The sequence below is a fragment of the Streptomyces sp. NBC_00223 genome, assembly GCF_036199905.1.
In the GTDB taxonomy this organism is placed as follows: Bacteria; Actinomycetota; Actinomycetes; order Streptomycetales; family Streptomycetaceae; genus Actinacidiphila.
On sequence record NZ_CP108109.1, the window covers coordinates 3,559,170 to 3,585,440 of the forward strand.

Here is a 26,271-nt window from a genome sequence, read left to right on the forward strand (position 1 = left end):
GGAACCCCACTCCTCCCCGGCGCTTTCCCAGCCGCCGCCGTTGCCCGACGCTCCGGGCCGCACCCAGGCCGGCCAGGTCCGGCGACTCGTCCCCTCGCCGGCTCCCACGGACCCCGTCCCCCTCCCCCAGCGCTCCGGGCCGTGCCCGGTCGCGCGCTTCACCGCGGCATTGCGAGCCGGCAACTGGCCGCGACGTCCCGGCTCCCCCAGCCTTCCTGGCCGTGTCCGGACCCGTACCTCACCGCGCCGCCGAGGTCCGACGGCGGTCCGGGACACCCCCGCTCCCCAGCCCTCCGGGCCGAACCCGTTCGCGCGCTTCACCGCGGCATTGCGAGCCGGCAACTGGCCGCGACGTCCCGGCTCCCCCAGCCTTCCGGGCGTTGCCTAGGCCCGTACCTCACCGCCGCCGCAGGCCGGCGGTTGGCCGGGGCGTCCCGGCTCCCCCAGCGCTCCGGGCCGTGCCCGGTCCCGTACCTCACCGCGCCGCCGCGGTCCCGCGGCTGTCCGGGACGTCCCGGCTCCCCCAGCCCTCCGGGCCGTGCCCGGTTTCGCGCTTCACCGCGCCGCCGCGGTCACGCGGCTCACCGCGCACCGGCGGGCAGCAGTGAGACGGTCCGGGTGGAGGTGTAGAAGTCCATCGCCTGGCGGCCCTGCTCGCGCGGCCCGTGGCTGGACGACTTCTCGCCGCCGAACGGCAGATGGAAGTCGACCCCGGTGGAGGGCGCGTTGATCCGGACCATGCCGGTGTCCAGCCGCTCGGCCGCGTACAGCGCGTGGTCCAGGTCGCGGGTGTGCACGGACGTGACCAGGCCCTGCCGTACGCCGCAGGCCGCGGTGACCGCCTCCGTCAGGTCCGCGGCCGGCAGCAGCACGGCTATCGGGCCGAACACCTCCTCGGCCAGCAGCGGATGGCCGGCCGGCACCCCTTCGAGCAGTACCGGGTCCAGATACCAGCCGGGCCCGGGGCTCACCGCCGCCCGTCGGCCGCCGGTCAGCGCGCGGGCCCCGGCGGCGAGCGCGCTGTCGCGCACCGCGGTGACCCGGGCGCGGGCGGAGGAGGAGATCAGCGGCCCGCAGACGGTCGCCGGGTCGGCCGGATCGGCGGCGGGCAGCGCCGCGAGCGCGGCGGCGAGCGCCTCGCGCAGCGGGTCGAGGGCCGCGCCGACCGCGATCACCCGGCTGGTCGCGGTGCACTTCTGCCCGGCGTAACCGGCGGTCGCCGCCGCGATGTCGGCCGCCGCGCGGGCGATGTCCGCGTCCGGCAGCACGACGGCGGCGTTCAGCCCGCCCATCTCGGCCTGTACGGGGATGCCCCACGCGGTCGCCGCCCTGACCACGGCCCGGCCGGCGGCGTCCGACCCGGTGAAGGACACCACGTCGGCCTCGGTCGCCAGCGCGGCCCCTTCCCGGGCGCCCCCGGGCAGCACCGTGAACACACCGGCCGGCAGCGCGTCGGCCACCAACTCCGCCAGCAGCAGCGCGCAGGCGGTGGCCTCGGGCGCGGGCTTGAGCAGCACCGCGTTCCCGGCGGCGAGCGCGGGCGCCGCCTTCCAGGACGGGATGGCCAGCGGGAAGTTCCACGGCGTGATCAGCCCGGCCACACCGTGCGGCCGGCGCCGGGTGAGCAACAGCCCACCGCCGGCGGCGGGTTCGTGCACGGCGCCGGAGGGGTCGTAGACGAGCTGGGCGTAGTAGCGCCAGATGGCGACCGTACGGCTGACCTCGGCGCGGGCCTCGGTCTCCGGCTTGCCGACCTCCCGGACGATCAGCGCCGCCAGGGTGCCGGAGGCGGCGGCCAGCGCGTCGGCGACCGCGCCCAGGGCGGCGGCCCTGGCGGCGGCGCCCGCCGTGAGCCAGTCCGCCTGCGCGGTCCTGGCCGACGCCACGGCCCGGCGTACGGCCTCGGGCCCGGCGGCGGGCACCTCGGCGGGGTGGTCGCCGGGGTCGGCGGGGTTGGCGGAGATCACGACCTCGGGCGAGTCCTGCGCGGCGACGGTCACAGCTGGAAACCTCCGGGGAACGGGTCGGTGGGGTCGAGCAGATACTGCGCGGTGCCGGTGATCCAGGCCCGCCCGGTGATGCTGGGCAGTACGGCGGGCAGGCCCGCGACCTCGGTCTCCCCGGTCAGCCGGCCGGTGAAGGAGGTGCCGAGGAAGGACTCGTTGACGAAGTCTCGGTGCAGCGGGAGTTCACCGCGGGCGTGCAGCTGGGCCATCCGGGCCGACGTGCCGGTGCCGCAGGGCGAACGGTCGAACCAGCCGGGGTGGATCGCCATCGCGTGCCGCGACCGGGTGGCGTCCGAGCCCGGCGCGACGAACTGCACATGGTGGCAGCCGCTGATCGCCGGGTCCTCCGGGTGCACCGGCCGGTCGGTGGCGTCGATCGCGGCCATCAGATCGAGCCCCGCCCGCAGGATGTCGTCCTTGCGGGCCCGGTCGAAGGGCAGGCCGACGCGTTCGATCGGCAGGATCGCGTAGAAGTTGCCGCCGTACGCGAGGTCGTAGCGGACCCGGCCGAGGCCGGGGACGTCCACCTCACGGTCGAGGGCGACGCTGTACGCGGGGACGTTGCGCAGGGTCACCGACAGCGCGGCGCCGTCCTCGACCCGCACCTCCGCGGTGACCAGGCCCGCGGGGGTGTCGAGCCGGACGGTGGTGACCGGCTCCACCACCGGGACCATGCCGGTCTCCACCAGCACGGTGGCGACCCCGATCGTGCCGTGCCCGCACATCGGCAGACAGCCCGAGACCTCGATGAACACCACTCCCCAGTCGGCGTCGTCCCTGGTGGGCGGCTGGAGGATGGCGCCGCTCATCGCGGAGTGGCCGCGCGGTTCGTTCATCAGGAAGGTGCGCAGATGGTCCATGTGCCGCATGAAGTGCACCCGGCGCTCGGCCATGGTGGCACCGGGGATCACACCCACCCCGCCGGTGACGACGCGGGTGGGCATGCCCTCGGTATGGGAGTCCACGGCGTGGATGATCAGACGGCTGCGCATCGGCGGGGATCTCCTCGGTGGTCGGGTGCTGCGGTGGGGCGGTGTTGCGGTGTTGCGGTGTTGCTGCGGGGCGGATTTGCCGGGTGCGGGTTCCCTGGCGCGGGTTGCCTGGTGCGGGTTGCCTGGTGCGGGTTGCCGGTTACGGCTCAGCGCAGGCCCTCGGCCAGCACCTTCTCGGTGATGGCCCGTACGGTGGCCCGGTCCTGCTCGGGGAGCGGGGTGCGCGGCGGGCGGCACGGGCCGCCGTACACGCCCACGACGTCCATCGACAGCTTGATCGCCTGGACGAACTCCGAGCGCGAGTCCCAGCGCAGCAGCGGGTGCAGCGCGCGGTAGAGCGGCAGCGCGGTCTCCATGTCGCCCTCGACGGCGGCCCGGTAGAGCGCGAGGCACGACTCGGGCATCGCGTTGGGGTAGCCCGCGATCCAGCCGACCGCGCCGGCCAGCACGAGTTCGAGCAGTACGTCGTCCGCGCCGACCAACACGTCGAGGCCGGGGGCGAGTTCGGCGATCTCGTAGGCCCGGCGGACATCGCCGGTGAACTCCTTGACCGCGACGATGCTGCCCTCCTCGTAGAGCGAGGCGAGCAGGCGCGGCGTGAGGTCGACCTTGGTGTCGTAGGGGTTGTTGTACGCCACGACCGGCAGACCGACGGCGGCCACCTCGCGGTAGTGGGCGCGGACCGAGGCCTCGTCGGCGCGGTAGGCGTTGGGCGGCAGCAGCAGGACGGAGCCGGCCCCCTCCTCGGCCGCGTGCTCGGCCCAGCCGCGGGCCTCGGCGCTGCCGTACGCGGCGACGCCGGCCATCACCCGCGAGCCGTCGCCCGCGGCCTCGACTGCGGTACGGACGACGCGGCGGCGCTCGTCGTCGGTGAGGGTCTGGTACTCGCCCAGCGAGCCGTTGGGCACGACGCCGTCGCACCCGGCCTCGACGAGCCGGCGGACATGCCGGCCGAACTCGTCGTGATCGACGGAGAGGTCGTCGCGCAGCGGCAGCGCGGTGGCGACCATGACGCCGCGCCAGGGGTGGGCGCGGCCGGGCTGGGCTGTGGCCATGAGGAGCCTCCTTGTAGTGAGGTGTGACATTGTACAGAGTATGTATGGCCACTACAACCGGCCATCCGGCCCACCTGACCAGCAAGGCCCGCCCTCGCGGCGCGGAGGCCCGGGGTCGGGCCGGTGGCCCGCAGATGCCGCGCGCGGGGCCGGGCCGGGCGGGGTCGGGCCGGCGGCCCGGGGCGGTTGCGACCGAGGCACGTGTGCCGGGCGCGGCCCGAAGCGCGGGGGCCGGGGCGGCCCGGACGCCCAACCGACAGGAGCCGGGGGCCCAACCGCCCGGCAGGCCCGAGGCGGCGGGGAGGGGCGCGGCCCGAGGTGGTGGGTGGCCCTGCGGGAGGCGGGACTCATGGGGCCGGGTGTTCGGCGTCCCGTGGCGGCAGGGCCGCCAGCGTGCCCAGCGGGACCGGGCACGACAGCGGGCGGCGGTCGGCCGCCGGCGCCGCGCCCGGCGCGCTCAGCGCCGCCACCGCGGGCCCGCACATCCGGCCCTGGCACCACCCCATCCCCGCCCTGGTCAGCAGCTTCGCCGTCCGCGCGTCGCCCGCCCCCAGCTCGTCGACCGCCTCACGGACCCGCCCCGCCGACACCTCCTCGCAGCGGCAGACCTCCGTCTCGTCCGACACCCACCCCGTCCAGCCCGCCCCCGGCGCGTGCACCGCGCCCATCACGTCCGCGAACCCCCGCAGCCGCGCCCTCCTGCGGCGAAGCCGCACCGCGTCCACCACCGCCCCGCCCCCGCCGGGCCGCAGCACCGCCGCGATGTCCAACGCGGCCAACTCCCCCTCGGCCATGGCCAGTTCGGCCCCGCCCACCCCGACCGTCTCGCCCGCCGCCCAGACGCCGTCGACGCTGGTCCGCTGCCCCTGGTCCACGGTCACGGCGACCGCCCCGTCCGGCGTCCCGCCGGTCTCGCAGCCGAGCGCGGTGGCGAGTTCGAGCTGCGGCAGCAACCCGTGCCCGACGGCCACCGCGTCGCACTCGATCCGGCGCCGCCGTCCGGTCAACGGCTGCCAGTCGGGGCCGAGTTCGGCCACCGTGACGGCCCGCACCCGGTCCGTCCCGTGCGCCTCGACCACGGCGGCCCGGGTCCGTACCCGGATACGGTGCCGCGCCAGCGTGGCCGCGTACCCCCCGCCCTCGACGAACTTCGACGGATCACCGGCCAGCGCCCGCAGATGCCGCCCGTACCCGAGATAACCCGCGGCCTCGATCACCGCGGGCACCTCGGCCCCGGCGGCGGCGAGCGACGCGGCCACCGCGAGCAGCAGCGGTCCGCTGCCCGCGACCACGATCCGGCTCCCGGGCAGCACCAGGCCGGACTTGAGCATCGCCTGCGCCCCGCCCGCCGAGACCACCCCGGGCAAGGTCCAACCGGGGAACGGCAGTTGACGTTCGTACGCGCCCGTCGCGAGCAGCACGGAGCGGGCCGGCAGGGCGACCGGGGACGCGGCCGCTGCCACGCCCGTACGATCCCCCTCGTCCGTACGGCTCTCCGTGCCGGGAACGGCCACCGTGTGCAACGTCCAGGCGTCCGGGGTGCGTTCGACCGTCCACACGTGGTGGTTCGCGACGTGCCGGACCGCACCGGCGCGGCGGTGCGCGGCGAACCGTACGGCCAGAGCGGTGAAGGCACCCCAACGGTGGTGCAGTGCCTCGGGTTTGGCGGCCCCCAGCTCCGGCGCCGGGTGGCGGTAGAACTGGCCACCCGGCCGCAGGCCCGCGTCCACCAGCGCGACGCTCAGCCCCAGGTCCGCCGCCTTGACGGCCGCGGCCAGCCCAGCGGGTCCGGCGCCGACGACGGCGAGGTCGTACGGCCGCTCGCGCTCGGCGGAGGGCTGCGCGGACGTCTGCGCGAACGCTTCTTCCACGGGCACGGCCGGCTCGGCCGATTCGACGGGCTCAGACGGCGAGTTCGGCACGGCCGTGTCCTTCCTGAACGGTGACCGTGTCCCCCGCCCGGACCGGAACGAGACAAGCCCGCAGCCCGGGACGGCCGTTGACGGTGACCAGGCAGTCGAAGCACGTGCCGATGCCGCAGAAGACCCCGCGCGGCCGGGCGTTGACGCGCGTCGTACGCCAGGACAGCACGCCCGCGGCCCACAGCGCCGCGGCGATCGTCTGCCCGGGCAGGGCTGTGACCGGCCGGCCGTCGAACTCGAACGACACGGCGAGGCCGGGCTCGGCCGCGACCAGCTCGGCGGGGGTACGGGGCAAGGTGCTCTCCTTACTCATGGCTGCGTCAGAACTCGGGTCGGGGGCGGGGGCGTTGGGCTCCCGTACGGTCGTGGGCCGGGGTCAGGCCGAGGCCGCGGCGGCGGCGAACCGTTCAGGGCGGAAGGGCCTCAGGTCGACCGCCGGCGTCTCGTCGGTGAGCGCCTGGGCGATCACCAGCCCGGTCGCCGGGGCGAGCCCGATGCCCGCGCCTTCGTGGCCACAGGCGTGGAAGAGCCCCGGCACCCGCGGATCGGGCCCGACCGCCGGCAGATGGTCGGGCAGATAGGGCCGAAAACCGCAGTACGCGCGGATCGCGGACACCCCGGCCAGTACGGGGAACAGCGCGGTCGCCCCCGCCGCGAGCCGCCGTACCGCCTCGGTCGAGAGCGTGCGGTCAAACCCGGCCCGCTCCCGGGTGGCCCCGATGAGCACCGGGCCCGCGGGCGTACCCTCCACCACCGGCGAGGTCTGGAGGGCCGCCGAGTCACTGGCCACGTCGGCGACGTAGTCCGCGGCGTACACCTTGTGCCGGACCACCCGCGGCAGCGGCTCGGTGACCAGTACGAAGCCGCGGCGGGGCAGTACGGGCAGCCGTACACCGGCCAGTTCCGCCAGCTCGCCGCCCCAGACTCCGGCGGCGTTGACCACCGCGGCGGCCGGCAGCTCGCGGCGGGAGGTGCGTACGCCCAGCACCCGGCCGTCCGCGGCGGTCGGCACGGCGGTCACGGTCTCGCCGAAGTGGACGACGGCGCCCTCGTCGCGCGCGGCGCGCAGCAGGTGCGCGGCCGCGAGCGCGGGCTGGACCTGGGCGTCCTGCGGGTAGCGGAAGGCCCCGGCGAGGCCGGGCGCGAGGTGCGGCTCGATGTGCGTGAGACGGTCGGCGGACACCTCGTCGGCCTGTACGCCCGCGGCGGCCTGCGCGGCGGCGAAGGCGCGGAGGGCGACGAGGCCGGGCTCGTCGGAGGCGACGACGAGGCCGCCCTTGGCCTCGTACTCCGGCGCGGCGGGGCCGAGCGCGGCGGCCAGCTCGCCCCACAGGCGGGCGGACAGCAGCGCCAGCTCGAGTTCGGGCCCGGGGGCCTTGTCGGAGACCAGCAGATTGCCCTCGCCGGCCCCGGTGGTCCCGCCCGCGGGCGCGCCGCGGTCCACCACGGCGACCCGGAGCCCGGCGCGCGCGGCGTAATACGCGCAGGCGGCGCCGACCGCACCGGCGCCGACGATCACGACGTCGACAGAACGCTTCACCTCAGTAACATGTCACATTGCCATCCGAAAGCCAAGGCGCGCCCCGGCCCGGCGTGGGCTGCGGAAGCGCGGAAGCGCCAGGGTCCGCCATTCTGTGCCGACTGCCACGAGGTACTCGGTGACGTCACCAGCGCCGCCGGCCGATTTCCCGGGTGGCCACCGGGCGACGACCTGCTCATACCTGGAGATTTTTCATGATCCGCGTAAATGTTGACGATCCTGATCTGGACGCCGAACTTGACCAATCGGTCACGTATCAAGGGCGGTTGTTCACCGGTGAGACGTACGAAGAAAACCCTCGAACCGGAGTCGTCGTCGCTCTGACCACCTACCGCGGCGGCTTGGAGGACGGCCCCACCAAGGGGTGGTACCCGGACGGGGAGTTGGAGTTCGAAGGGTTCGTGGAGCGCGGGTTGCCCACGGGCCTGTGGCGTTCCTGGCACAAGAACGGCCAGCTCGCGGAGGAGAAGGAATTCGGCGGGAGGCTCGGAGGCGTCGTCGCCATCAGGCGCTGGTCGGAGAATGGCGGCCTGATCGACGAGCGCTCCTTCGACACGGACCTAGAGTGAGCCATGACCGGTGATCGTTTGGTGATTCCGATTGACGACCCACGTCCAACACCCGTGGTCAGCTGAGTCGCGCGGTCGTCCTCACGAAACTGCTACCGGCGCGGCCCGGCCCCGGGCGGGTTACAGCAGGTGGTCGGCCTGGCCGGCCTTGATGGACGTGATCAGGGTGCGCAGCGCGTCCAGCGAGTCAACGAGGGGGCGCTCCTCCTGGCCGTTCACGGCGATGTAGCCGTTGCCGTCGACATCGGTGCCGAGGCGAAAGCAGTTGTTGCCCTCACCGCAGAAGGGAGCTTCCCAGGTGATGTCAGACATCGAGTCTCCTTAAAGTTCGCGCGCGATGGTGTGGATGAAGTCCCGTGATTCCGCGGGGCCGAGCGCGGCCTCGGCCATCCAGTCGAGGTGGGCCCGGTACTTGGCGAGTTGGGCGTCGGCGTGGGTGAACTCCGGCCCGTGCGCGGAGTCCAACTGCACGGTGTCGAGCTGCGGTACGGCCCCCTCGGCGTAGAGAAGCGCGTGCCCGGCGCCGGGGAAGGCGCCGCAATCGACGGGGATGACGCCCAGAGTGATGTGCTCGCGCTCCGACGCCTCGCAGAGGTACTTCAGTTGATCGCGGGTGACCTTGCGGCCGCCGAACCGCATCCGCAGCGCCGCCTCATGGACGTACCCGACGTACGGCCGTGCGATGTCGTCGTCGAGAACTCGCCGCCGTTCCGTACGGTGCTTCACGCGAATTTCGATCTCCAGCCGGGACAGCGGCGGCAGCACCGCGCCGAAAATCGCCCGCGCGTATTCGTCGGTGTGCAGCAGACCGGGTACGTGCACCGTTTGGCAGGTAAGCACCCGCTCTGCGTGCCACTCCAGTTCGGCGATGTCGAGCAGGCCCGACGGGAGGGCTCCTCGGTACTCCTCCCACCACCCGCGCTCGCGGTCGCCGGCCATGGCCACGAGCGCTTCGACGTAAGCCTCGTCCGCGCAGTCGTAGTTGCTGGTCAGCGTGCGTACCCGGTCGGGGCTGGTGATACGCGTACCGGACTCCATGTTCGCGATCTTCGTACGGTCCAGCCCGAGCAGCCCGGCCGCGTATTCGGTACTCACACCTGCGGCAACGCGGAGTTTGCGCAGTTCCGCGCCCAACCGGCGCTGTCGCTGCGTAGGAGTGCTTCGCGTGGGCATGCGGTCCTCTCTGACTGATCGGGTCCAGTCTGGCTTGCCAGGGCCACCTTGGTCCAACTCTATCGTGGCAATTGTCACGAGAATCGTGGTGCACTGTCACGCAACGCGCTACCGTCAGTACTGCGCAGCTACGCAGTGCGGTTCCGGAAGCGCACCGCGCGAGCGTGCCCGTCCGCCCTGGGACGGGTGCGCCCGCGACCAGGGCGGCAGGCCACCGGGGCCGACGCGGGCCCCGGCGCAGACGCCTACGCACGTACCCATACCCGTACGTGCCCCCCAAGTCTCCAACGCCAAGAGGAAGTTCCGTCATGCCCGGATTTCCGTCCGGACCGCGGCCGACCGACTCCGGCCGCCACGCCGCGTCAGCCGCCGTACCGCCGATCCCCGTCGTACCGTCCCACTGGACGTTCCCCGCCCACCCGGCGTCCGTACGGCGGGCGCGGCGGGCCGTCAGCGAGGCGCTGCCGTATGGCTGCCGGTCACAGCTGGCCGATGGCCTGCGGCTGTTGACCAGCGAACTCGTCACCAATGCCGTCACCCACGGCGCCCGCGCCGAGGACGACGAGGTGATTGAGATGATTCTGTGGGCCGCCGACGGGCACTACTGGCTCGCGGTCTCCGACCCCGGCGTCGGAAACCCGGCCCGTACCCCGGCCGCCCCGGACGCGGAGGGTGGCCGCGGTCTGCTTCTGGTGAACGCCGTCGCGGCGGCATGGGCCGTCGTCCCCCGCCCGGTCCGCGGCAAATCCGTCGTCGCCGGCGTCCCCCTCCACGGCGGCTGATCACGGCACGACAAGCGGACGCCCTTCCCTGCATGTCAGCCTGGCTGTGGAAGGATCTCCATGTCCGAGCGAAACGGGAGGAGACAGCCGTGATCGACAGATTCAGGGACGGACTCCTGACACAGTCGGAGACATCCTCCTATCTGCAGATTCCCCAGTCCACACTGCACGACTGGCTGAACGGCAAGGCCGCCGGAGCTCCGCTCGTCCATCAGGTGGAGCCGGTACGGTCCCGCCAGCCCTCAGTACCGTTCGTCGCCGTGGCGGAGGCTTATGTCCTGCGGTCGCTGCGGGAAATGGGGCTGCGGATGAGCCAGATCCGTGAGGCCGCCGAGGCAGTCCGGGACGCCTTCGACACCCCTTACGGTCTCGTGTCCCGGCGAATCGCCACCGACGGCGTGGACATCTTCGTCGAACACGGGCTCGGTGACCTGCGCCGCGCCCGTGACGGACAGGCCCCCATCCACGAGGTCGTCGCCCAGTACCTTCGCTACCTCGCCTGGGATGCAGGCGACGATTTCCCCTCCAGCCTTCAGCTCCGTCAGTACGGAGAGACCGTCCCCGTGATCATCGATCCCCGGTTCGGCCACGGCCTGCCTGTCGTGGCAGCCAACCGGGTGCCGGTGAAGGCGGTCACCGACCTCTGGGAAGCTGGGGAGTCGGTCGAGGACATTGCTTACGAGTACGACATGGAGCCCGACCAGGTGGATGCCCTTTGCCGGGCCGTGGTGCGTCTTGCCGCATGAGTTCTTCCTCGACAGGAACCTCGGACGGCGGGTGGCGGAGGAACTGAGGGTCCTGGGATGGGTGGTCCACCGCATCAACGAGGTGTTCCCTGCGGACGCCCAGGACATCCCCGACCCGGAATGGATCGCCCACGGCCTGGACCGGGGCTGGGTCCCCTTGTCGAAGGACGGTCGGATCAAGACCCGTGACCAGGAGATCCAGCCGGTTTTCGACCGGTCAGCCGTCCTCTTCTACCTCAACAACCAGCAACTCCCCACTCTGGACATGGTCGAGCGCCTTCACCTGTGCCGCAACGCGATCCATCAGGCAATCGACAAGGGTGGCCCCGCCGCCTACGCCGTAGGACGGGACGGAATCGACCGCACCTGGCCGTGACGGATCTCCTGCGCTGCCGGGTCCAGACCCAGGCCGCGTGGGTCTCCCGCCGGTTCGGGCCCGGCTCGCGGGCCGCGACCTCCTCCGCACGCTCGCCGCGGGCCGGGGCACCGTCTGATCCCCGGCGGCGGAGTTCGGGACCCGGTACCGGCACGTCCCTGTAGCCCCATGGGCCGCGCCGGTAGTGTCGGCCTGTGCGCGCAACTGCCTGGAACCGGACCACTTACGGGGGCTCCATCGTGACCCGCTCCACCTTGCCCATCGCTGCCGCCCTCGCTGCGTTGGCGGCCCTGCTGCTCACAGCCTGCGGCGGAGGCGGCTCGGACAGTTCCGACAAGATCCAGTCCTCGGCCACGAGCACGCCGTCCGTGACGGCCTCGCCCTCCGCGCCCTCCGCCTCGCCCTCGCTGACCGACACCGTGAAGCGGCCGTCGACCGAGTTGCCGAAGGACCTGACGATGACCTTCGACTGGCCGAAGACGGGGGACGTGACGAAGGACGCGGTGCTGAACGACGGCGAGCAGTTCGTACGCGCCTACACCCGAGCCGCCGCCTCGCATGACCGCAAGGACCCCGCGTACCGGTTCTATTCACGCGACGACGCGTTCACATACGCCCAAGGGCAGATCACGGAGAACATCGACGAGGACCTGGCCCCCACTGGTCTCGACCGCTACTACGCGGCCACAGTCACCGTGGTGAGGAGCGGGTCCGCGACGCTCAGCTTCTGCGAGGACCAGACCAAGAATTACAGCAAGAAGGTCAAGACCGGGAAGGTGCTTGTGACGACGCCGAGCATCAAGGACTACTACCAGTACAATCTGCTGCTCTTCAGGAACGCGTCGAACGGCGTGTGGCAGGCGTCGAAGATCACGGTCCTGGAAGCCCCGAAATGCAAGCGCTGAGTGGTCGGTTGATGGCGTGGGGATCGGCTGCGGCCGTCCTCCTGGTGGTGACCTCGGCCGGTACGGCGTCGGCCGGCCGGAGCACGACTACCGTCACCAACGGCACCCACCACGATCACACGCTGGGCGCGAGCGTGTACGAGGTCAGTTACGACCCCAAGGACGTGCCACCCGGGCACCCGCTGACCGCGGTCGGCGGGTGGACGCCGCCCGCGTGCTGGATGGCGCCCGTCGCGACGCCGGACGAGCTGAAGGACGAGCGGGAGTCGACGTGGGCGAGCGAGTCCACCGGGTACGTGTGGGACGCGGAGCAGCGGGACTATTACGTGAACGGCCATCCGCACAAGGACTTCGAGATCGCCAACGCCGACAAAGGCATGTGGTGGAACGGCAGGCCCAACCCCAACCGCCTGGCGGACCCGGCCTCGTTGAGCTGCTTCAAGGAGCGGGACGACTGGGTGCTCAATGGTGACGAACCGCCCGCGGGGCCGGCCGTGACGCCCGAGATCCTCGCCCAGTCCGCATACGACCGGATCCGTATCCCGGACAAGGTCGTCTCCCTCTCGCCCGACGCGGCGATCCCGCAGACCGTGAACGCCCCCACCTGGGCCTGGCTCGACAGTGCCGACATCCAGCCGGTCTCGGTCACCGCCCGGCTGCGGTCGTTGAACATCTGGGCCACCACGACGGCGACACCGGTCGGTCTGCGCCTGGACGCGGGCACGCCGGACGCCGAACTCCACCCGGCGTCCGGCAACTGCCCCATCGGCAAGGACGGTTCCGTCGGTGAGAAGTACGTGACCGGGGACGGAAACAGGACTCCGCCGTGCGGCCTGACGTATCTGCGCTCTTCGGGGCAGGGTACGTACGCGCTCACCGCGACCGTCACGTGGAAGGTCTCATGGAGGGGAAGCGGCGGTACCGGCGGTGACCTCGCCGAGGGCGACTTCGACACACAACAGGATGTCCACGTCCGGGAATACCAGGCCGTCAACCACTGAGCGCCCGTCATCCCGCCTCCGGGGCGGCCGGGGCCGCCCCGGCGCCGGGCAACCGGCCCGCATGCCCGGCCGAGCCGCATGCGGAAGCCCGCCGACTGCCTCAGCCGACCGACGGTGGGCCGAGGGGGGCGATCTCGCGGTCGAAGAAGGCGAGGAATTCCTCGCCGCGCTCGTAGAGCGTGTCGAAGCCGGCCGAGGTCTCCGCGATCAGCGCCGGGTCGGTGAAGCGGTTGGCACCCGCGGCGTTGCCGTCCTCGTCGTACTGCACCTCGTACATCACCACGTCCCCGAGGATCACCACTTCGGGGACGTGCCGGTCCTGCTCGATGTCCGCGATCGTCCTGGCGTCGATGACCCTGATGCCGTCGCCGAGTTCCACCCGAAGCCGCAGTACGTGCAACTCCCACTGGACATACGGGGTCACCGGGAATTCGACCACTCGCAGTCGGCGCTGCACGACGCCGAGGCCGTCCGCCTCCTCGAACTGCCGGGCGTAGACGTCACGCTTCTCCTCGATGAGGGAGAGCGCCTCGTCCCACCGGCCGGCGGCGAAGGATTCCCAGCTCGCGAAGCCACGTTCTTTGAAATGCTGGCCGCGTTCCAGTTTGTTCTGGTAGCGGATGCCACTTTTGAAAACGCGGTAGAAATCCTCGTGGTAGCGCGGACGATCGAGCCGTTCGGGGACACCGCTGGAGAAGGAATCAAACACTGGGGATATCCGGTTTCGCCGCGATCAACATGTTCCGTGGAATGACGACGAGTCGCTCGTCGGCTCCGATCGAGACGCCGGTGGGCAACTGTCGGCCGAGCGAGCCCGTGAGGTCCCTGCCGATGACGGCGATGTCGCCGTTCTCCAGCTCCCACAGGTCAGGACAGTCAGGACTGTCCGTCGTGACGCCCAGTTCCTGAGGCGACCTGCCGAGCCGCCTGAGAAATTTCGTCCCCGGGTCCGCTTCCCATGGCCTTGTCATAGCCATCCCCTCCGGCTCGATCAAAAACGCAACGACCGTATCACTGAACAGTCGGATGAGCCATGTTCCGCACGTCGATGCGAAAGAAATTAGCCATTTGGCATATTCTGTCGATGAACTGTACGCTCTCGGCTGTCTCTTGCCCCAATCAAGGCCGAAGGTGCGATAATAATCGACCGGAAGACTGATCGAATCCACCCACACCTCGCAACCGATGCGATCAGGTCATCCGACACAGGGGGAGCCGCGGATTCAGAGATCACCTCGCTCACTCAGGGCGCCGGAACCGCATTGGTCACATTGATGGCGACCGATGCCTGGCAACTCGCCCGGGAGCGCATCACCCGGCTGTGGCGCGGCGCCCAGCCGGCCCGGGCCGCGGACGTGGCCGCCGAACTGGACGCCTCGAACGAGGACGTACGGGCCGCGCGCACTGCCGGTGACCAGGAGACGCTGGACGAGCTGCGGGCGCAGTGGCGGGGGCGATTCCCCCGCCCGCGTACGGAGACCGCGCTGCGCGCCCTGCTCGACCACTCGCTGACCGAACTGGTCGACCTCGGCGCCGTGCGCTGCGCGCGCAGCCACGGTGTGCTGCTCGACAGCGTCGCCGCGGCCACACCGCCCGAGGAGGCCGCCGCCGTCGACGCGACGGCCGTACGGCTGCTCGACGCCGCCGTGCCCGCCGTACCGGACGCCGGGCCGTACGACCCGCGGTTACGGCTGCTCGCACCGCATGTCCTGGCCCTGCTGCGGCGGTTCGCCGGGGCGCCGGGCAGCGCCGATGTACTGGCCGTTGCCACCCGGCTGGCCGTCGCGCTGCACCGCACCGGCGACTACTTGTCCGCCTGGGAGACCGTCAGGACCGCCGCCGCGCTGGGGGAACGGACGCTCGGCGCCGAGCACCGTGTCGTCCTGGCCGCGCACTCCAGGACCGGCCGGGCGCTGTTCCGGCTGGGCAGGTACGCCGAGGCCGAGGCGCTGCTCCGCCGTACGCACGCCGCACAGGCGCGGCTGTTCGGGCCGGACGACCCCGACACGCTCGACAGCACCCACGGGCTCGCTCTCGTCCTCGGCAATCTCGGCCGGCGCGCGGAGGCGCTGGCGTTCCACCGTTCGACCGCGGCGGGACGTCGGGCGGCGCTGGGCGCCCGGCACCCGCTGACGCTGCGCTCCCGGTCCAGCCTGCTGGCCGTGCTGACCTCGGCCGAACTCGGCGGCGGCGCCACCAGCACCAGCGCCCAAGAAGGCGATGAGGGCGAGAACGACAGTGCCCTGCTCTCCCTGCCGGAGGAGTGCGTCGAGCATCTGGGCGCCGACCACACGGTCACCGTGGGCGCTCGTCACAACCGTGCCTGGGCGCTCTTCCTGCTGGGCCGCTTCGCCGAAGCCGACGCCGAGATCGAGGAGGTCACCGGGTCCTATCTGCGACGCTTCGGTCCCGACTACCCCATCACCCTCGCGGCCCGCCAGCTCCACGCCCGTACCCAGTCGGCGCTGGGGCACACGGAAGCCGGCATCGCTCTGATGACCGAGGTCGTCGCCCACCGCGAACAGAGCCTGGGCCACGGCCATCCCTTCACCCTCGCCGGCCGCGACCTCCTCCGCACCCTCGCCGCGGGCCGGGGCACCGCCTGATCACCGGCGGTCGCTTGGGGCGCGGCCCGGTACCCCGGGGTGGGGGTGCTCGTTGAGCCGGTGAGTGGGCTTGCCCGCGGCCCGGGTCACGGCCGACGCGGAGCGGGGCCGGGCACGGGTGAGGGGGGCGGGGCGGTGCGCCTGGGAGCGAAGATCGGTGGGCGCTATCGCCTCACCAAGAACCTCGGCGGAGGAAGCGGCCAGGTCTGGCTCGCCCATGACGACGCGTTGCGCCGCTATGTCGTGCTCAAGCGGGTCCGCGGCGCCGACGACAGCGCCGCCGGATTCGACCGGCTGCGGACCGAGGCGCACGCCCTGGGTGGGGTCAGCCATCCGCACGTGGTGACCCTGTACGACGCCGTGCGCGTCGGGCACTACCGGTGGGCCACGTCCTGGCTGGTCATGGAGTACGCGCCCGGCGGCAGCCTGGACGGACGGCCGCCGCTGCCCCCGGCGCTCGCGGCGGGCATCGGCGCGCAGATCGCGGGCGCGCTGGCCACACTGCACACCAAGGACGTCGTGCACGGCGACGTCAAGCCGGGCAATGTCGTCCTCGCCGCCGACGGCGCCGCCAAGCTCGCGGACTTCGGCGCCGCCTACCGGTTCGGCGGCGTGACCCCGGCCGCCGGGCGGCGCGCCGGCCGCGTCGCCTACACCCCCGGCTACGCCGCCCCCGAGGTCTGGCTCCACCGCAGCCCCGAACCGGCCTCGGACGTGTTCTCGCTCGCGGCCATGGTGCACACGCTGGTCACCGGCCGGCCGCCGCGGTACGAGGTGTACCAGGGCGAGGAGGCCGCCGAGTGCGTGGTCGACCCCGGCGTCGGGCCGTTGCGCGAGGCGCTGACGGCGATGCTGCGGTCCGCCGCCGAGGACCGGCCGACCGCGGCCGAGGCCGGTGAACTGCTGCGTACGGTGGCCGGTCCGCCGGAAAACCTCCCACCGCTCCCGGGCGACCCGCGGATCACCAGGGCCGACGACGCGCCGGGGACGCCCGACCGGTCCGGCCGGAAGCGGATCGCGGCCGTCGCGGTGGCCGTCACGGCGCTGGCCCTCGCCGTCTGGGCGGGCGCCTGGGCCGGTACGTGGGGCAGCGCCTGGGCGTGGGCGCTGGGCACCGTACGCGGGGGCGATGTCGCCGCCTCGGCCTCCGTCATCGGCGACCACCGTACGGCCGACCCCTGCGCGCTGACCGACTCCGCCGCGCTCAGCCGCTTCGGCCGGCCCGTGCTCGAACCCGCCTACGGCAACTTCGACCGGTGCGACGTCATCCTGCGCGACCTGCGCGACACGACGCCGGACGCGGTGGTGGACGTCGAGGTCGAGTTCGGCGACGGGGGTCGGCCGGAGCTCGCGGGCCCGGTCACCACCACCGGCCGGGTCAGCGTGGCGCAGGGCCCGCCGGACGGCGGCGAGTGCGACCGTACGCTGCTGCCGGCCGGGGACGACGCCTACGTCACGATCACCGCGAAGCCGGTCGAGGGTACGCGGGCGGGGGTGTCCGCGCTGTGCCGGATCGCCGACGTCGCCGTGGGAAGCGCGACCAAGGTGCTCAACGACGTGCCCGCCGGGGGCCGTACGCCCCGGCGATCCCCGCCCCTTCCGGCGGAGTCGCTGGCGAACCGGGACGCCTGCGCGCTGCTCACCCCGCGAGCGCTTGAGGCCGTCCCCGGGGTCGACGCGAGCGATCCGGAGGCCGGGTTCGGGCGCTGGGACTGTTCGTGGCGGAGCACCACCAGCGATCTGTGGGTGCGGTTGTTCTTCGACCGGGGACCGACGCCGACGGCGGCCGACGGCACGCCCGTCGAGTTGGCCGGTCACAGCGCGGTGATCGCCCCGCCGGACGACGAGGGCCCGCACACCGCCAAGGTGCAGGTGGTCCACCGTTCCTTCACCGTCCGGGACGGTTACACCGAGGTCGAGACGGTGAACGTGGTGGTCGGCGACGGTTCGCGCTCCGCCCAGCAGTTGAGCGCCCTGGCCACGGATCTGGCCCGCGCGGCGGCGACGTCGGCGTAGCACCGGGGGCGTCGACCGAGGCGCCGGGGGCGTCGACCGAGGCACCGGGCGCCGCCGTCACGCCTCCTTGGCCACCGGTCCGTTCACCGTACGGTCCGCGTTGCGCCGCGTCTTGGCCCAGCCGTTCCTGCGGGTGATGATGCGGCCGACCGCGCGCCAGGAGACGACGTAGAGGAACATCAGGTAGAAGGGGTACGCCAGGCCCCAGCCGATCGACTGCCAGAACCCGCTGTCGGGCTCGCACTTGCGCCGGTAGACCGGGCCCCACAGCACGAACTGGCCGAGCGCCATCACCAGATAGAGCGCGATGCCGACCCACCCGCCGCCCGCCAGATAGTCCACGGCGGCCTGCGGGTGCCGTAGGTAGGAGGCGCCGAGTATGACCATCGGGACGGGGTAGAGCAGGGCGGCCATCAGTTGCAGCCAGGGCTGGGCGAGGAAGAAGGCCAGTTCGAGGAAGCCCACGTTGGGAATGCGGTCGGACTTCCAGACCAGCCAGATGTACTTGAAGCACTGCATCACGCCCTGCGCCCAGCGGGTCCGCTGGGTCAAGAAGCGCTTGCGGTCGAAGAGCGCCTCCTGCTCGACGTACGTCTCGGCGCAGAAGCTGTTGATCCAGCCGACCATCAGCAGGTGCATGCCCAGTTCGAAGTCTTCGAGGAGCCGGCCGGTCCAGGGGCGGCCGTACTCGGCGTCCAGGTCGTCGAGGGCCGCGAGCCGGGCGAACTGGCCGTTGCCGCCCAGGCAGACCGAGCGGGACGCCTTGCGGGCGTGCTGGAGCGCGGCGACCGGCGCGCGGAACTCCAGGTCCTGCATCCGGATCAGCAGCCGGGCGACGAAGTTGCGTACGGCGCCGGCCTCGGGGTCGGGCCGGTGCTGCGTCCGGTTCATCATCCGGACCTCGATCTGGACGGCGCCGACGTCGGCCCGGCCGAAGTACCGCCGGGCCGCGACGAAGTCCAGGCAGCCGGGGGCCGGGCGGCCGTCCGCGTCGAACACCCCGACGATCACCCGGCGCCGGTCGACGCCCTCGGGCACCCAGGCGCACAGGGCGCGGTACGCGGCGTTGAGCGCCTCTCCCTTGCCCTGGCGGGCGTTCGGGCGACGGCGCTGGACGAGGTGGATGCCCTGGTCGTGGATCGCGCGGCCGCGGACGATGTCGCCGGTGGCGTCGTCGGAGTCGTCGTCGATCACCCAGATGTGCGCGGTCGGGCAGGCGGCCCGCAGATAGCGCAGGGTGTCGCCGATGACGGCCGCCTCGTCCCGGCAGGGGACGAACAGATGCCAGGTGTAGTCGTCCGCGTGGCCGGGCCTGCGGGTGCGCCGCATCAGCAGCGGCAGGATCAGCAGCAGCAGATAGACCGGGAAGATCAGGCTCAGCGCCACGGAGAACTGGGAGAGCACGTGCAGCATGCCGGAGTCGTCCGGTGCCGAGGCGAGGAGCATGAGCGGTACGGGGCCTTTCCGGGCACGGTTACGGTTCCTGGGCTGAGCGGACGATCACGACACGTTTTTCGGCGCCGCCGCTACGGAGGCGCGCGGCGCCGGCCACCGCCCGGGCACGTCGGCGGCGACGGGTACGGGCACTCCGGGCAGCCCCGGGATGCGGCGTCCCCGACGGCACCCACGACCGGCGTTCCGCACTCCGGCGCGGGACTGCTGCCCGAAGCCACCGAGGCCGCCTGCCGACGACGGCTCCGGCCGGCACGGGCGACCCGGGACCGAGGCCGCACGGCTTCGGCCGACCGGGCCCGACCGGCGTTCCGAGGTCCGGGACGGGACCGCCGGTCCGGCGCGGAACCGCTGCCCGAAGCCACCGGACTCGACGGCACCGAGGCCGCCTGCCGGCAACGGCACCGGCCGCCCGGGCGACCCGCGACCGAGCCGACGGCGTCAACCGCCCGGCCACGACCGGCGTTCCGCGGTCCGGGACGGGACCGCGATTCCGTGGCACGACCGGCGTGACGCCGTCCGTCGCGGACCGCGGACCGGCGCCGCTCGCCGTACGCCGCTCGCGGCCGAGACACCCCGCGCGGGGCGCGCCTCGCGGGACGCGGGCCCGCCGGTGCGCACGGCACCGGCGAACCCCCTGAACCGCGCGTCAGCGCGTCACCGCTTGGCCCGTGCCACACGCGCCGAGCGCATCATGAGCAGACCGCCCAGGACGAGCCCGATCGCCAGCACGGTCAGCGCCATGCCCGGCAGTCCGAATCCGGTGTGGGCGAGCTGGGCTCCGGCGACCACGGTCCCCGTGGTCACCGCCCCCTTGCCTGCGTTCCCATACATCCTTCTTCCTCCCCTCGTACGGTTCGTGGTGTCTCTACGCGGCGGCGCGGCCGGGGCCGCGCCCATCGGCCAACTCGGTCGTCAGCCGACTGATCAGGGCGGAGGCGGTGCCGTCTCCGTACGGTGAGGGCACCTCGCGCAGCGCCGCCTCGATACCCGGGTCGGCGAGGACCCGCCGTCCGGCGGCCAGCAGCGCGGGCCCGGGTTCCACCAGCCGGGCGAACCCCGCCTCGACGGCCTCCGGCCGCTCGGTGCTGGTACGCACCACCAGCAGCGGCTTCTTGATGACGGTGGCCTCCTCCTGAATGCCGCCGGAGTCCGACACGAGCAGCCGGGCCCGGGCGGCGAGCCCGAGGAACGTCGGGTGGTCCACCGGATCGGTCAGCAGCAGACCCTCGGCGGCCGGCCCGAGGCCGAACTCCTCGATCCTGCGCCGGGTGCGCGGATGCACCGGGAACAGCACTGGTACGCCCAGCCCGCCCAGCGCCTCCAGCAGCCGGGCGAGCCGCACCGGGTCGTCGGAGTTCTCCGGGCGGTGGACGGTGGCCAGTACGTAGTCGCCGGACAGGCCGTGGCGGGCGGCGAGCGCGCGCCCGCCCGCCTCGTCGGGCAGCGAACGCAGCGTGGCCTCGACGACGGTGTTGCCGGTGAGCCTGATCCGGCCGGGGTCCACGCCCGCGGCGACGAGGTTGGCGACGGCGGTCGTCGTCGGCGCGCAGTGCAGGTCCGCGAGTGCGCCGACGACCTGCCGGTTGATCTCCTCGGGCATGGTCCGGTCGCCGGAGCGCAGCCCGGCCTCGACGTGCACGACCGGCACCCCGCAGTAGTGAGCGGCCTGGGCGCCCGCGGAGGTGCTGTTGGTGTCGCCCTGGACGATCGCCGCGGCGGGCGGGCGCTCGGTGAACTCCCTGGTGAGCGCGGAGATCAGGCTGCCGATCTGGTGGCCCCGGCCCCACGGCCCGGTGGCGGCGGCGAAGTGCACGGCGGGCTGCGGGAGGTCGAAGTTGGCGAAAAACGCCCCCGACATCTCCTGGTCGAAGTGCTGTCCGGTGTGGACGAGCCGGGCCCGGCCGCCGAGTTCGAGGGCGATGCCGGCCAGCTTGATGATCTCAGGACGCGTACCGAACACCAACGCTATGTCACCGGCAGATGTGCCGCCGAGCCCGCCTCCGACCCGACCCGACCTGCCCATTCCTGCTCCTGGTGCGGGGCGCCGCAAGAACTTCTAGGAGTCAGAACCGCGCGGCGCCGGTGGTGCAGTCATGACGGGACACACATTAAGTTCGCTATGGCCGTGCTTGTCCGTTGGGATGGCGCCGCAATGAAATTGTAATGATTATGTGAACTCAGATCGGGTCAAAGCAGGCAGCCATCGGCAGCCGCGGTCATGTTTTCGGCCACCCGGGACCTTCCGAAGCCCCGGCGACCACACCGAAGCCGTCGGCCGACCCCCCGCCGGCCCCGCCGATCACCCGCCACCCCCCGGCGACGACCCGCCCGACCACCCGACGATCACCTGTGCGAGGGGATCTCCGAGGTCTGATACGCTGATTCAGCGACGTCCGGCTGCCTCAGCGTGATCACACGGTCACTCACCGGCAGCGGTCAACGGTTCGGAGCACGGGCGAGGCTGTGCAAGAATTGTCTCGCGCACTGCGCAAAGCAAGGTCCTGTGGAGCAGTTTGGAGTGCTCGCCACCCTGTCAAGGTGGAGGCCGCGGGTTCAAATCCCGTCAGGACCGCTGCGGCTGGGTAGCTCAGTTGGTACGAGCGACCGCCTGAAAAGCGGTAGGTCGCCGGTTCGACCCCGGCCCCAGCCACCGCACGACAGAGGGCCCGTCTCCACGAGACGGGCCCTCTGTCGTTCCCGCGCCACACGCCCCCACCGGGTCGGACCCCGCCACGCCGCGCCCGCCGCTCACTCGGCCGCGCCCGCCACGCCGTACCCCCACCCGCGGGCCGGCGCCCGCCCGCACCCCTCCCGTACGCCCTGAGACCTCCGCCACCCCTCGGAAATCGGTTCGCCCCGGCTCACCGCCAGGTGCGATGCTGGGGCCCGTATGTCTACCCAACCCCCCTCCCCAGCCGAGCTGGCCGGACGGCTGCCCGCGCTCACCCTGCGCGACGAGCAGCGCCTCGGCCGGCGGCTCGACGGCGCCCGCCGGATCCGCAAACCCGAGGCGCGCGCCGCCGTCCTGGCCGAGATCGGCGCCGACATCGAGCGCGCCGAGCAGCGGGTCGCCGCCCGCAGGACCGCCGTGCCGCGCATCACCTATCCCGAGGCGCTGCCGGTCAGCCAGAAGAAGGACAAGATCCTGGCCGCGGTCCGCGACCACCAGGTGGTGATCGTCGCGGGCGAGACGGGCTCGGGCAAGACCACGCAGATCCCCAAGATCTGTCTGGAGCTGGGCCGGGGCGTTCGCGGCCTGATCGGCCACACCCAGCCGCGCCGGATCGCCGCCCGTACGGTCGCCGAGCGCGTCGCGGAGGAGCTGGACACCCCGCTGGGCTCGGCCGTCGGCTGGAAGGTCCGCTTCACCGACCAGGTGGGCGACTCCACGCTGGTCAAGCTGATGACCGACGGCATCATGCTCGCCGAGATCCAGACCGACCGCGAGCTGCTGGCCTATGACACGATCATCATCGACGAGGCCCACGAGCGCAGTCTCAACATCGACTTCATCCTCGGCTACCTCGCCCAGCTCCTCCCCCGCCGCCCCGACCTCAAGGTGATCATCACCTCGGCGACGATCGACCCCCAGCGCTTCTCCCGCCACTTCGGCGACGCGCCGGTCGTGGAGGTCAGCGGGCGTACGTATCCGGTGGAGGTCCGCTACCGGCCGCTGCTGGAAGAGGTCCAGGAGGGGCAGGAGAACGTCGCCGACGCCGACCGGGACCAGATCACCGCGATCTGCGACGCGGTCGACGAGCTCCAGGCCGAGGGTCCGGGCGACATCCTGGTCTTCCTCTCCGGCGAGCGGGAGATCCGCGACACCGCCGACGCGCTGAACAAGAAACAGCTGCGCTCGACCGAAGTCCTGCCGCTGTACGCCCGGTTGTCCTCCGCCGAGCAGCACCGGGTCTTCCAGCGGCACTCCGGCCGCCGGATCGTACTGGCCACGAATGTCGCCGAGACCTCGCTGACCGTCCCCGGCATCCGCTATGTGATCGACCCCGGCACCGCCCGTATCTCGCGCTACAGCCACCGTACGAAGGTGCAGCGGCTGCCGATCGAGCCGGTCAGCCAGGCCAGCGCCAACCAGCGCAAGGGCCGCTGCGGGCGTACCTCGGACGGCATCTGCATCCGGCTCTACGACGAGGACGACTTCCTGTCGCGGCCGGAGTTCACCGACGCGGAGATCCTGCGGACGAGTCTGGCCTCGGTCATCCTCCAGATGACGGCGGCCGGGCTCGGCGACATCGCCAAGTTCCCCTTCATCGACCCGCCGGACAGCCGCAACATCAAGGACGGCATCCAACTCCTTGAGGAGCTGGGCGCGCTCGACCCGCAGCAGAAGGACCCGCGCAAGCGCCTCACGGCGACCGGCCGCAAGCTCGCCCAACTCCCGGTCGACCCGCGGCTGGCCCGGATGGTGCTGGAGGCCGACCGCAACGGCTGTGTGCACGAGGTCATGGTGATCGCCGCCGCGCTGTCCATCCAGGACCCGCGCGAACGCCCGGCGGACAAGCAGCAGCAGGCCGACCAGCAGCACGCCCGCTTCCTGGCGAACTCGGGCAAGGAGGGCGTGACCAGCGACTTCCTCTCCTTCCTCACTCTGTGGAGCTATGTGCGGGACCGGCAGAAGGAACTGTCCTCCTCGGCCTTCCGCCGTATGTGCCGCAGCGAGTATCTGAACTTCCTGCGGATCCGCGAATGGCAGGACATCTACAGCCAGTTGCGTACGGTCGCCAGGCAACTCGGCATCGACACGGCCGAGTCGGAGGCCGCCGCCGATCCCCAGCTGGTGCATGTGTCACTGCTGGCCGGGCTGCTGTCGCACATCGGGCTCAAGAACGCGGGGGTCGAGGGCGGCAAGGACGCGGCGAAGAACGAGTATCTGGGCGCCCGCAGCGCGAAGTTCGCGGTCTTCCCGGGCTCCGCGCTGTTCCGGAAGCCGCCGCGCTGGATCATGTCGGCCGAGCTGGTGGAGACCTCCCGGCTGTGGGCGCGGGTCAACGCCCGGATCGAGCCCGAGTGGATCGAGCCGCTGGCCCAGCACCTGGTCAAGCGCACCTACAGCGAGCCGCACTGGGAGAAGGACCAGGCCGCGGTGATGGCGTACGAGCGGGTGACGCTCTACGGCGTCCCGATCGTCACCCAGCGCAAGGTGAACTACGGCCGGATCGACCCCGAGGTCTCCCGCGAGCTCTTCATCCGCAACGCCCTGGTCGAGGGCGACTGGCGCACCCACCACCAGTTCTTCCACGACAACCGCAAGCTGCTCGGCGAGGTCGAGGAGCTGGAACACCGGGCCAGGCGCCGGGACATCCTCGTCGACGACGAGACGCTCTACGACTTCTACGACGCCCGGCTGCCCGAAGAGGTGGTCTCCGGAGCCCACTTCGACTCCTGGTGGAAGAACCGCCGCCGCGAGGAACCGGAGTTGCTCAACTTCGAGCACTCCATGCTGATCAACGAGAACGCGGAGGCGGTCACCAAGGCCGACTACCCGGACTCCTGGCGGCAGGGCGCGCTCAAGTTCCGGGTGACGTACCAGTTCGAGCCGGGCGCGGACGCCGACGGTGTGACCGTCCACATCCCGCTCCAGGTGCTCAACCAGGTCACGTCCGACGGCTTCGACTGGCAGATCCCGGGCCTGCGCGAGAGCGTGGTGACCGAGCTGATCCGCTCGCTGCCCAAGCCGATCCGCCGGCACTACGTCCCCGCGCCGAACTACGCGAGGACGTTCCTGGAGCGGGTCGTGGCGGGCCCGGACCCGCTGCCGGCCGTGCTGGCACGGGAGTTGCAGCGGATGGTCGGTGTGCCGGTCACCGCGGAGGACTTCGACCCGGCGAGGATTCCGGACCATCTGAAGATCACCTTCCGGGTGACCGACGAGCGGCGCCGGAAGATCGCCGAGGACAAGGACCTCGACGCGCTCAGGCTGCGGCTCAAGCCGAAGACCAGGGAGGCCATCACCCGGGCCTTCGAAAGCGCCTCCGACCCGGCACTGGCCTCGGTCGAGCAGCGCACCGGGCTGAAGGACTGGACGGTCGGCACGCTGCCCCGCACCTTCGAGACGCGCCGGGCCGGGCAGCCGGTCAAGGCGTATCCGGCGCTGGTCGACGAGGGCGCGACGGTGGCCGTACGGCTCTTCGACACCGAGGCCGAGCAGACGGCCGCGATGTGGCGCGGCACCCGGCGGCTGATCGTGCTCAACGTGCCGGTGAACCCGGCGAAGTTCGCCGCCGACCGGCTGTCCAACCAGCAGAAGCTGGCGCTGTCCCGCAATCCGCACGGCAGTGTGCAGGCGCTGTTCGAGGACTGCGCCACCGCGGCGGCCGACCGGCTGATCGCCGAGCACGGCGGGCCGGCCTGGGACGAGGAGGCGTACCGCAAGCTCTACGACGCGGTACGGGCCGATCTGGTCGAGCTGACCGCCCGCAGCGTGCAGCAGGTCCAGCAGGTGCTGGCCGCCTGGCAGTCGTGCGAGCGCCGGCTGAAGGACACCACCAGCCTGGTGCTGGTGGCGAACCTCCAGGACGTCAAGCGTCAGCTCGCCGCCCTGGTGCACGCCGGATTCGTGACCGAAACCGGTCTGCGGCGGCTGCCCGACCTTCTGCGGTATCTGGTCGGGGTCGACCGCCGGCTCCAGCAGATGCCGACCGCCGTGCAGCGGGACACCACGCGCATGGAGAAGGTGCACGAGATCGAGGCGGAGTACGCGGAGCTGCTGGCCGCGCAGCCCCCGGGACGGCCGGTGCCGGCCGCGGTACGGGACATCCGCTGGATGATCGAGGAACTGCGGGTGAGTTACTTCGCACACGCGCTGGGCACGGCGTTCCCGGTGTCCGACAAGCGGATCTTCAAGGCCCTGGACGAGGCGTGGGGCTGAGCCGCCGAGCGGCCGGGGCCGGGGCGGGGGTACGGCGCCGGCCCGCCTCCCGGCGCAGCCCGCGAACGGGTTCGACCGCACCCCCTGAGCTGCTGTAGAGTCTGTCTCGCAGCCAGGCGCTCACCGCGCGGAAGGCGGCTGCGACACCAGGTCCTGTGGAGCAGTTTGGAGTGCTCGCCACCCTGTCAAGGTGGAGGCCGCGGGTTCAAATCCCGTCAGGACCGCACCATACAAGAGGCCC

General features: G+C 72.2%; 22 protein-coding genes and 3 tRNA genes. 12 read left to right on the forward strand and 13 right to left on the reverse strand.

The features are described from left to right. Nucleotides 1–581: 581 nt before the first annotated feature. The 6 genes from OHA30_RS14835 to OHA30_RS14860 form a co-directional block, all read right to left on the reverse strand. The gene (locus tag OHA30_RS14835; protein ID WP_328914312.1) at nt 582–2,000 is read right to left on the reverse strand and encodes an aldehyde dehydrogenase family protein; all 1,419 of its coding nucleotides are present in this window, start codon (nt 1,998–2,000) and stop codon (nt 582–584) included. After that, on the reverse strand, nt 1,997–2,998 hold the full coding sequence (locus OHA30_RS14840) for a proline racemase family protein (RefSeq protein ID WP_328914313.1): 1,002 nt from the start codon (nt 2,996–2,998) through the stop codon (nt 1,997–1,999). The genes OHA30_RS14835 and OHA30_RS14840 overlap by 4 nt, the downstream gene beginning before the upstream one ends. A gap of 146 nt (nt 2,999–3,144) precedes the next feature. Continuing rightward, complete coding sequence (locus OHA30_RS14845; protein WP_328914314.1) at nt 3,145–4,053, reverse strand: dihydrodipicolinate synthase family protein; 909 nt, start codon at nt 4,051–4,053, stop codon at nt 3,145–3,147. Between the two features lie 347 nt (nt 4,054–4,400). Then, nucleotides 4,401–5,924: an NAD(P)/FAD-dependent oxidoreductase gene (locus tag OHA30_RS14850; protein WP_328917865.1), complete on the reverse strand. Its 1,524-nt coding sequence runs from the start codon at nt 5,922–5,924 to the stop codon at nt 4,401–4,403. Between the two features lie 31 nt (nt 5,925–5,955). Beyond that, nucleotides 5,956–6,270 (reverse strand): (2Fe-2S)-binding protein, encoded by a 315-nt coding sequence (locus OHA30_RS14855; RefSeq protein ID WP_328914315.1) that lies wholly within the window; start codon nt 6,268–6,270, stop codon nt 5,956–5,958. An 81-nt stretch (nt 6,271–6,351) separates the two neighbouring features. Then, complete coding sequence (locus OHA30_RS14860) at nt 6,352–7,515, reverse strand: NAD(P)/FAD-dependent oxidoreductase (protein WP_328914316.1); 1,164 nt, start codon at nt 7,513–7,515, stop codon at nt 6,352–6,354. Between the two features lie 194 nt (nt 7,516–7,709). Here OHA30_RS14860 and OHA30_RS14865 point away from each other — a divergent pair, with 194 nt between their 5' ends. Next, nucleotides 7,710–8,084 (forward strand): toxin-antitoxin system YwqK family antitoxin, encoded by a 375-nt coding sequence (locus OHA30_RS14865; RefSeq protein WP_328914317.1) that lies wholly within the window; start codon nt 7,710–7,712, stop codon nt 8,082–8,084. 120 nt (nt 8,085–8,204) lie between these two features. On the opposite strand, the gene OHA30_RS14870 is transcribed toward OHA30_RS14865, so the two are convergent. Together OHA30_RS14870 and OHA30_RS14875 are read right to left on the reverse strand one after the other, a co-directional pair. Next, on the reverse strand, nt 8,205–8,396 hold the full coding sequence (locus OHA30_RS14870; protein ID WP_328914318.1) for a hypothetical protein: 192 nt from the start codon (nt 8,394–8,396) through the stop codon (nt 8,205–8,207). A 9-nt stretch (nt 8,397–8,405) separates the two neighbouring features. Further along, complete coding sequence (locus OHA30_RS14875) at nt 8,406–9,257, reverse strand: helix-turn-helix domain-containing protein (protein WP_328914319.1); 852 nt, start codon at nt 9,255–9,257, stop codon at nt 8,406–8,408. A gap of 308 nt (nt 9,258–9,565) precedes the next feature. Here OHA30_RS14875 and OHA30_RS14880 point away from each other — a divergent pair, with 308 nt between their 5' ends. From OHA30_RS14880 to OHA30_RS14900, 5 genes are all read left to right on the forward strand, one after another. Further along, nucleotides 9,566–10,039 (forward strand): ATP-binding protein, encoded by a 474-nt coding sequence (locus OHA30_RS14880; RefSeq protein ID WP_328914320.1) that lies wholly within the window; start codon nt 9,566–9,568, stop codon nt 10,037–10,039. A gap of 89 nt (nt 10,040–10,128) precedes the next feature. After that, nucleotides 10,129–10,785, forward strand: a complete 657-nt coding sequence (locus tag OHA30_RS14885) for a DUF433 domain-containing protein (protein WP_328914321.1) — start codon at nt 10,129–10,131, stop codon at nt 10,783–10,785. Next, on the forward strand, nt 10,775–11,161 hold the full coding sequence (locus tag OHA30_RS14890; RefSeq protein WP_328914322.1) for a toxin-antitoxin system, toxin component, PIN family protein: 387 nt from the start codon (nt 10,775–10,777) through the stop codon (nt 11,159–11,161). The genes OHA30_RS14885 and OHA30_RS14890 overlap by 11 nt, the downstream gene beginning before the upstream one ends. A 194-nt stretch (nt 11,162–11,355) precedes the next feature. Further along, nucleotides 11,356–12,066, forward strand: coding sequence for a hypothetical protein (locus OHA30_RS14895; RefSeq protein WP_328914323.1), 711 nt, complete (start codon nt 11,356–11,358; stop codon nt 12,064–12,066). Between the two features lie 11 nt (nt 12,067–12,077). Beyond that, nucleotides 12,078–13,067 (forward strand): hypothetical protein, encoded by a 990-nt coding sequence (locus OHA30_RS14900; RefSeq protein ID WP_328914324.1) that lies wholly within the window; start codon nt 12,078–12,080, stop codon nt 13,065–13,067. A 100-nt stretch (nt 13,068–13,167) separates the two neighbouring features. On the opposite strand, the gene OHA30_RS14905 is transcribed toward OHA30_RS14900, so the two are convergent. After that, nucleotides 13,168–13,776 (reverse strand): DUF6879 family protein, encoded by a 609-nt coding sequence (locus OHA30_RS14905; RefSeq protein WP_328914325.1) that lies wholly within the window; start codon nt 13,774–13,776, stop codon nt 13,168–13,170. After that, entirely contained in the window at nt 13,769–14,038 is a 270-nt protein-coding gene (locus OHA30_RS14910) for a hypothetical protein (RefSeq protein WP_328917866.1), read from the reverse strand. The genes OHA30_RS14905 and OHA30_RS14910 overlap by 8 nt, the downstream gene beginning before the upstream one ends. A 303-nt stretch (nt 14,039–14,341) precedes the next feature. Between OHA30_RS14910 and OHA30_RS14915 the strand changes: the two genes are divergently transcribed. Beyond that, entirely contained in the window at nt 14,342–15,673 is a 1,332-nt protein-coding gene (locus OHA30_RS14915) for a tetratricopeptide repeat protein (RefSeq protein ID WP_328914326.1), read from the forward strand. Between the two features lie 135 nt (nt 15,674–15,808). Further along, nucleotides 15,809–17,689 carry a serine/threonine-protein kinase gene (locus OHA30_RS14920; RefSeq protein WP_328914327.1) on the forward strand — a complete coding sequence of 627 codons (1,881 nt, stop codon included), beginning with the start codon at nt 15,809–15,811 and terminating at the stop codon, nt 17,687–17,689. A gap of 57 nt (nt 17,690–17,746) precedes the next feature. On the opposite strand, the gene OHA30_RS14925 is transcribed toward OHA30_RS14920, so the two are convergent. The 3 genes from OHA30_RS14925 to wecB all read right to left on the reverse strand — a co-directional run bounded on the left by OHA30_RS14925 (nt 17,747) and on the right by wecB (nt 21,167). Further along, complete coding sequence (locus tag OHA30_RS14925; RefSeq protein WP_328914328.1) at nt 17,747–19,135, reverse strand: glycosyltransferase; 1,389 nt, start codon at nt 19,133–19,135, stop codon at nt 17,747–17,749. Nucleotides 19,136–19,798: 663 nt separating this feature from the next. Then, nucleotides 19,799–19,975 (reverse strand): hypothetical protein, encoded by a 177-nt coding sequence (locus OHA30_RS14930; RefSeq protein ID WP_328914329.1) that lies wholly within the window; start codon nt 19,973–19,975, stop codon nt 19,799–19,801. 34 nt (nt 19,976–20,009) lie between these two features. Continuing rightward, the gene (gene wecB, locus OHA30_RS14935) at nt 20,010–21,167 is read right to left on the reverse strand and encodes a non-hydrolyzing UDP-N-acetylglucosamine 2-epimerase (protein WP_328914330.1); all 1,158 of its coding nucleotides are present in this window, start codon (nt 21,165–21,167) and stop codon (nt 20,010–20,012) included. 474 nt (nt 21,168–21,641) lie between these two features. Between wecB and OHA30_RS14940 the strand changes: the two genes are divergently transcribed. From OHA30_RS14940 to OHA30_RS14955, 4 genes are all read left to right on the forward strand, one after another. Then, nucleotides 21,642–21,716: transfer RNA gene (locus OHA30_RS14940), tRNA-Asp, on the forward strand. 4 nt (nt 21,717–21,720) lie between these two features. Then, nucleotides 21,721–21,794: transfer RNA gene (locus OHA30_RS14945), tRNA-Phe, on the forward strand. Between the two features lie 240 nt (nt 21,795–22,034). Continuing rightward, nucleotides 22,035–26,030, forward strand: coding sequence for an ATP-dependent RNA helicase HrpA (hrpA, locus tag OHA30_RS14950; RefSeq protein ID WP_328914331.1), 3,996 nt, complete (start codon nt 22,035–22,037; stop codon nt 26,028–26,030). Between the two features lie 149 nt (nt 26,031–26,179). Continuing rightward, nucleotides 26,180–26,254, forward strand: a tRNA-Asp gene (locus OHA30_RS14955). Nucleotides 26,255–26,271 lie beyond the last annotated feature (17 nt).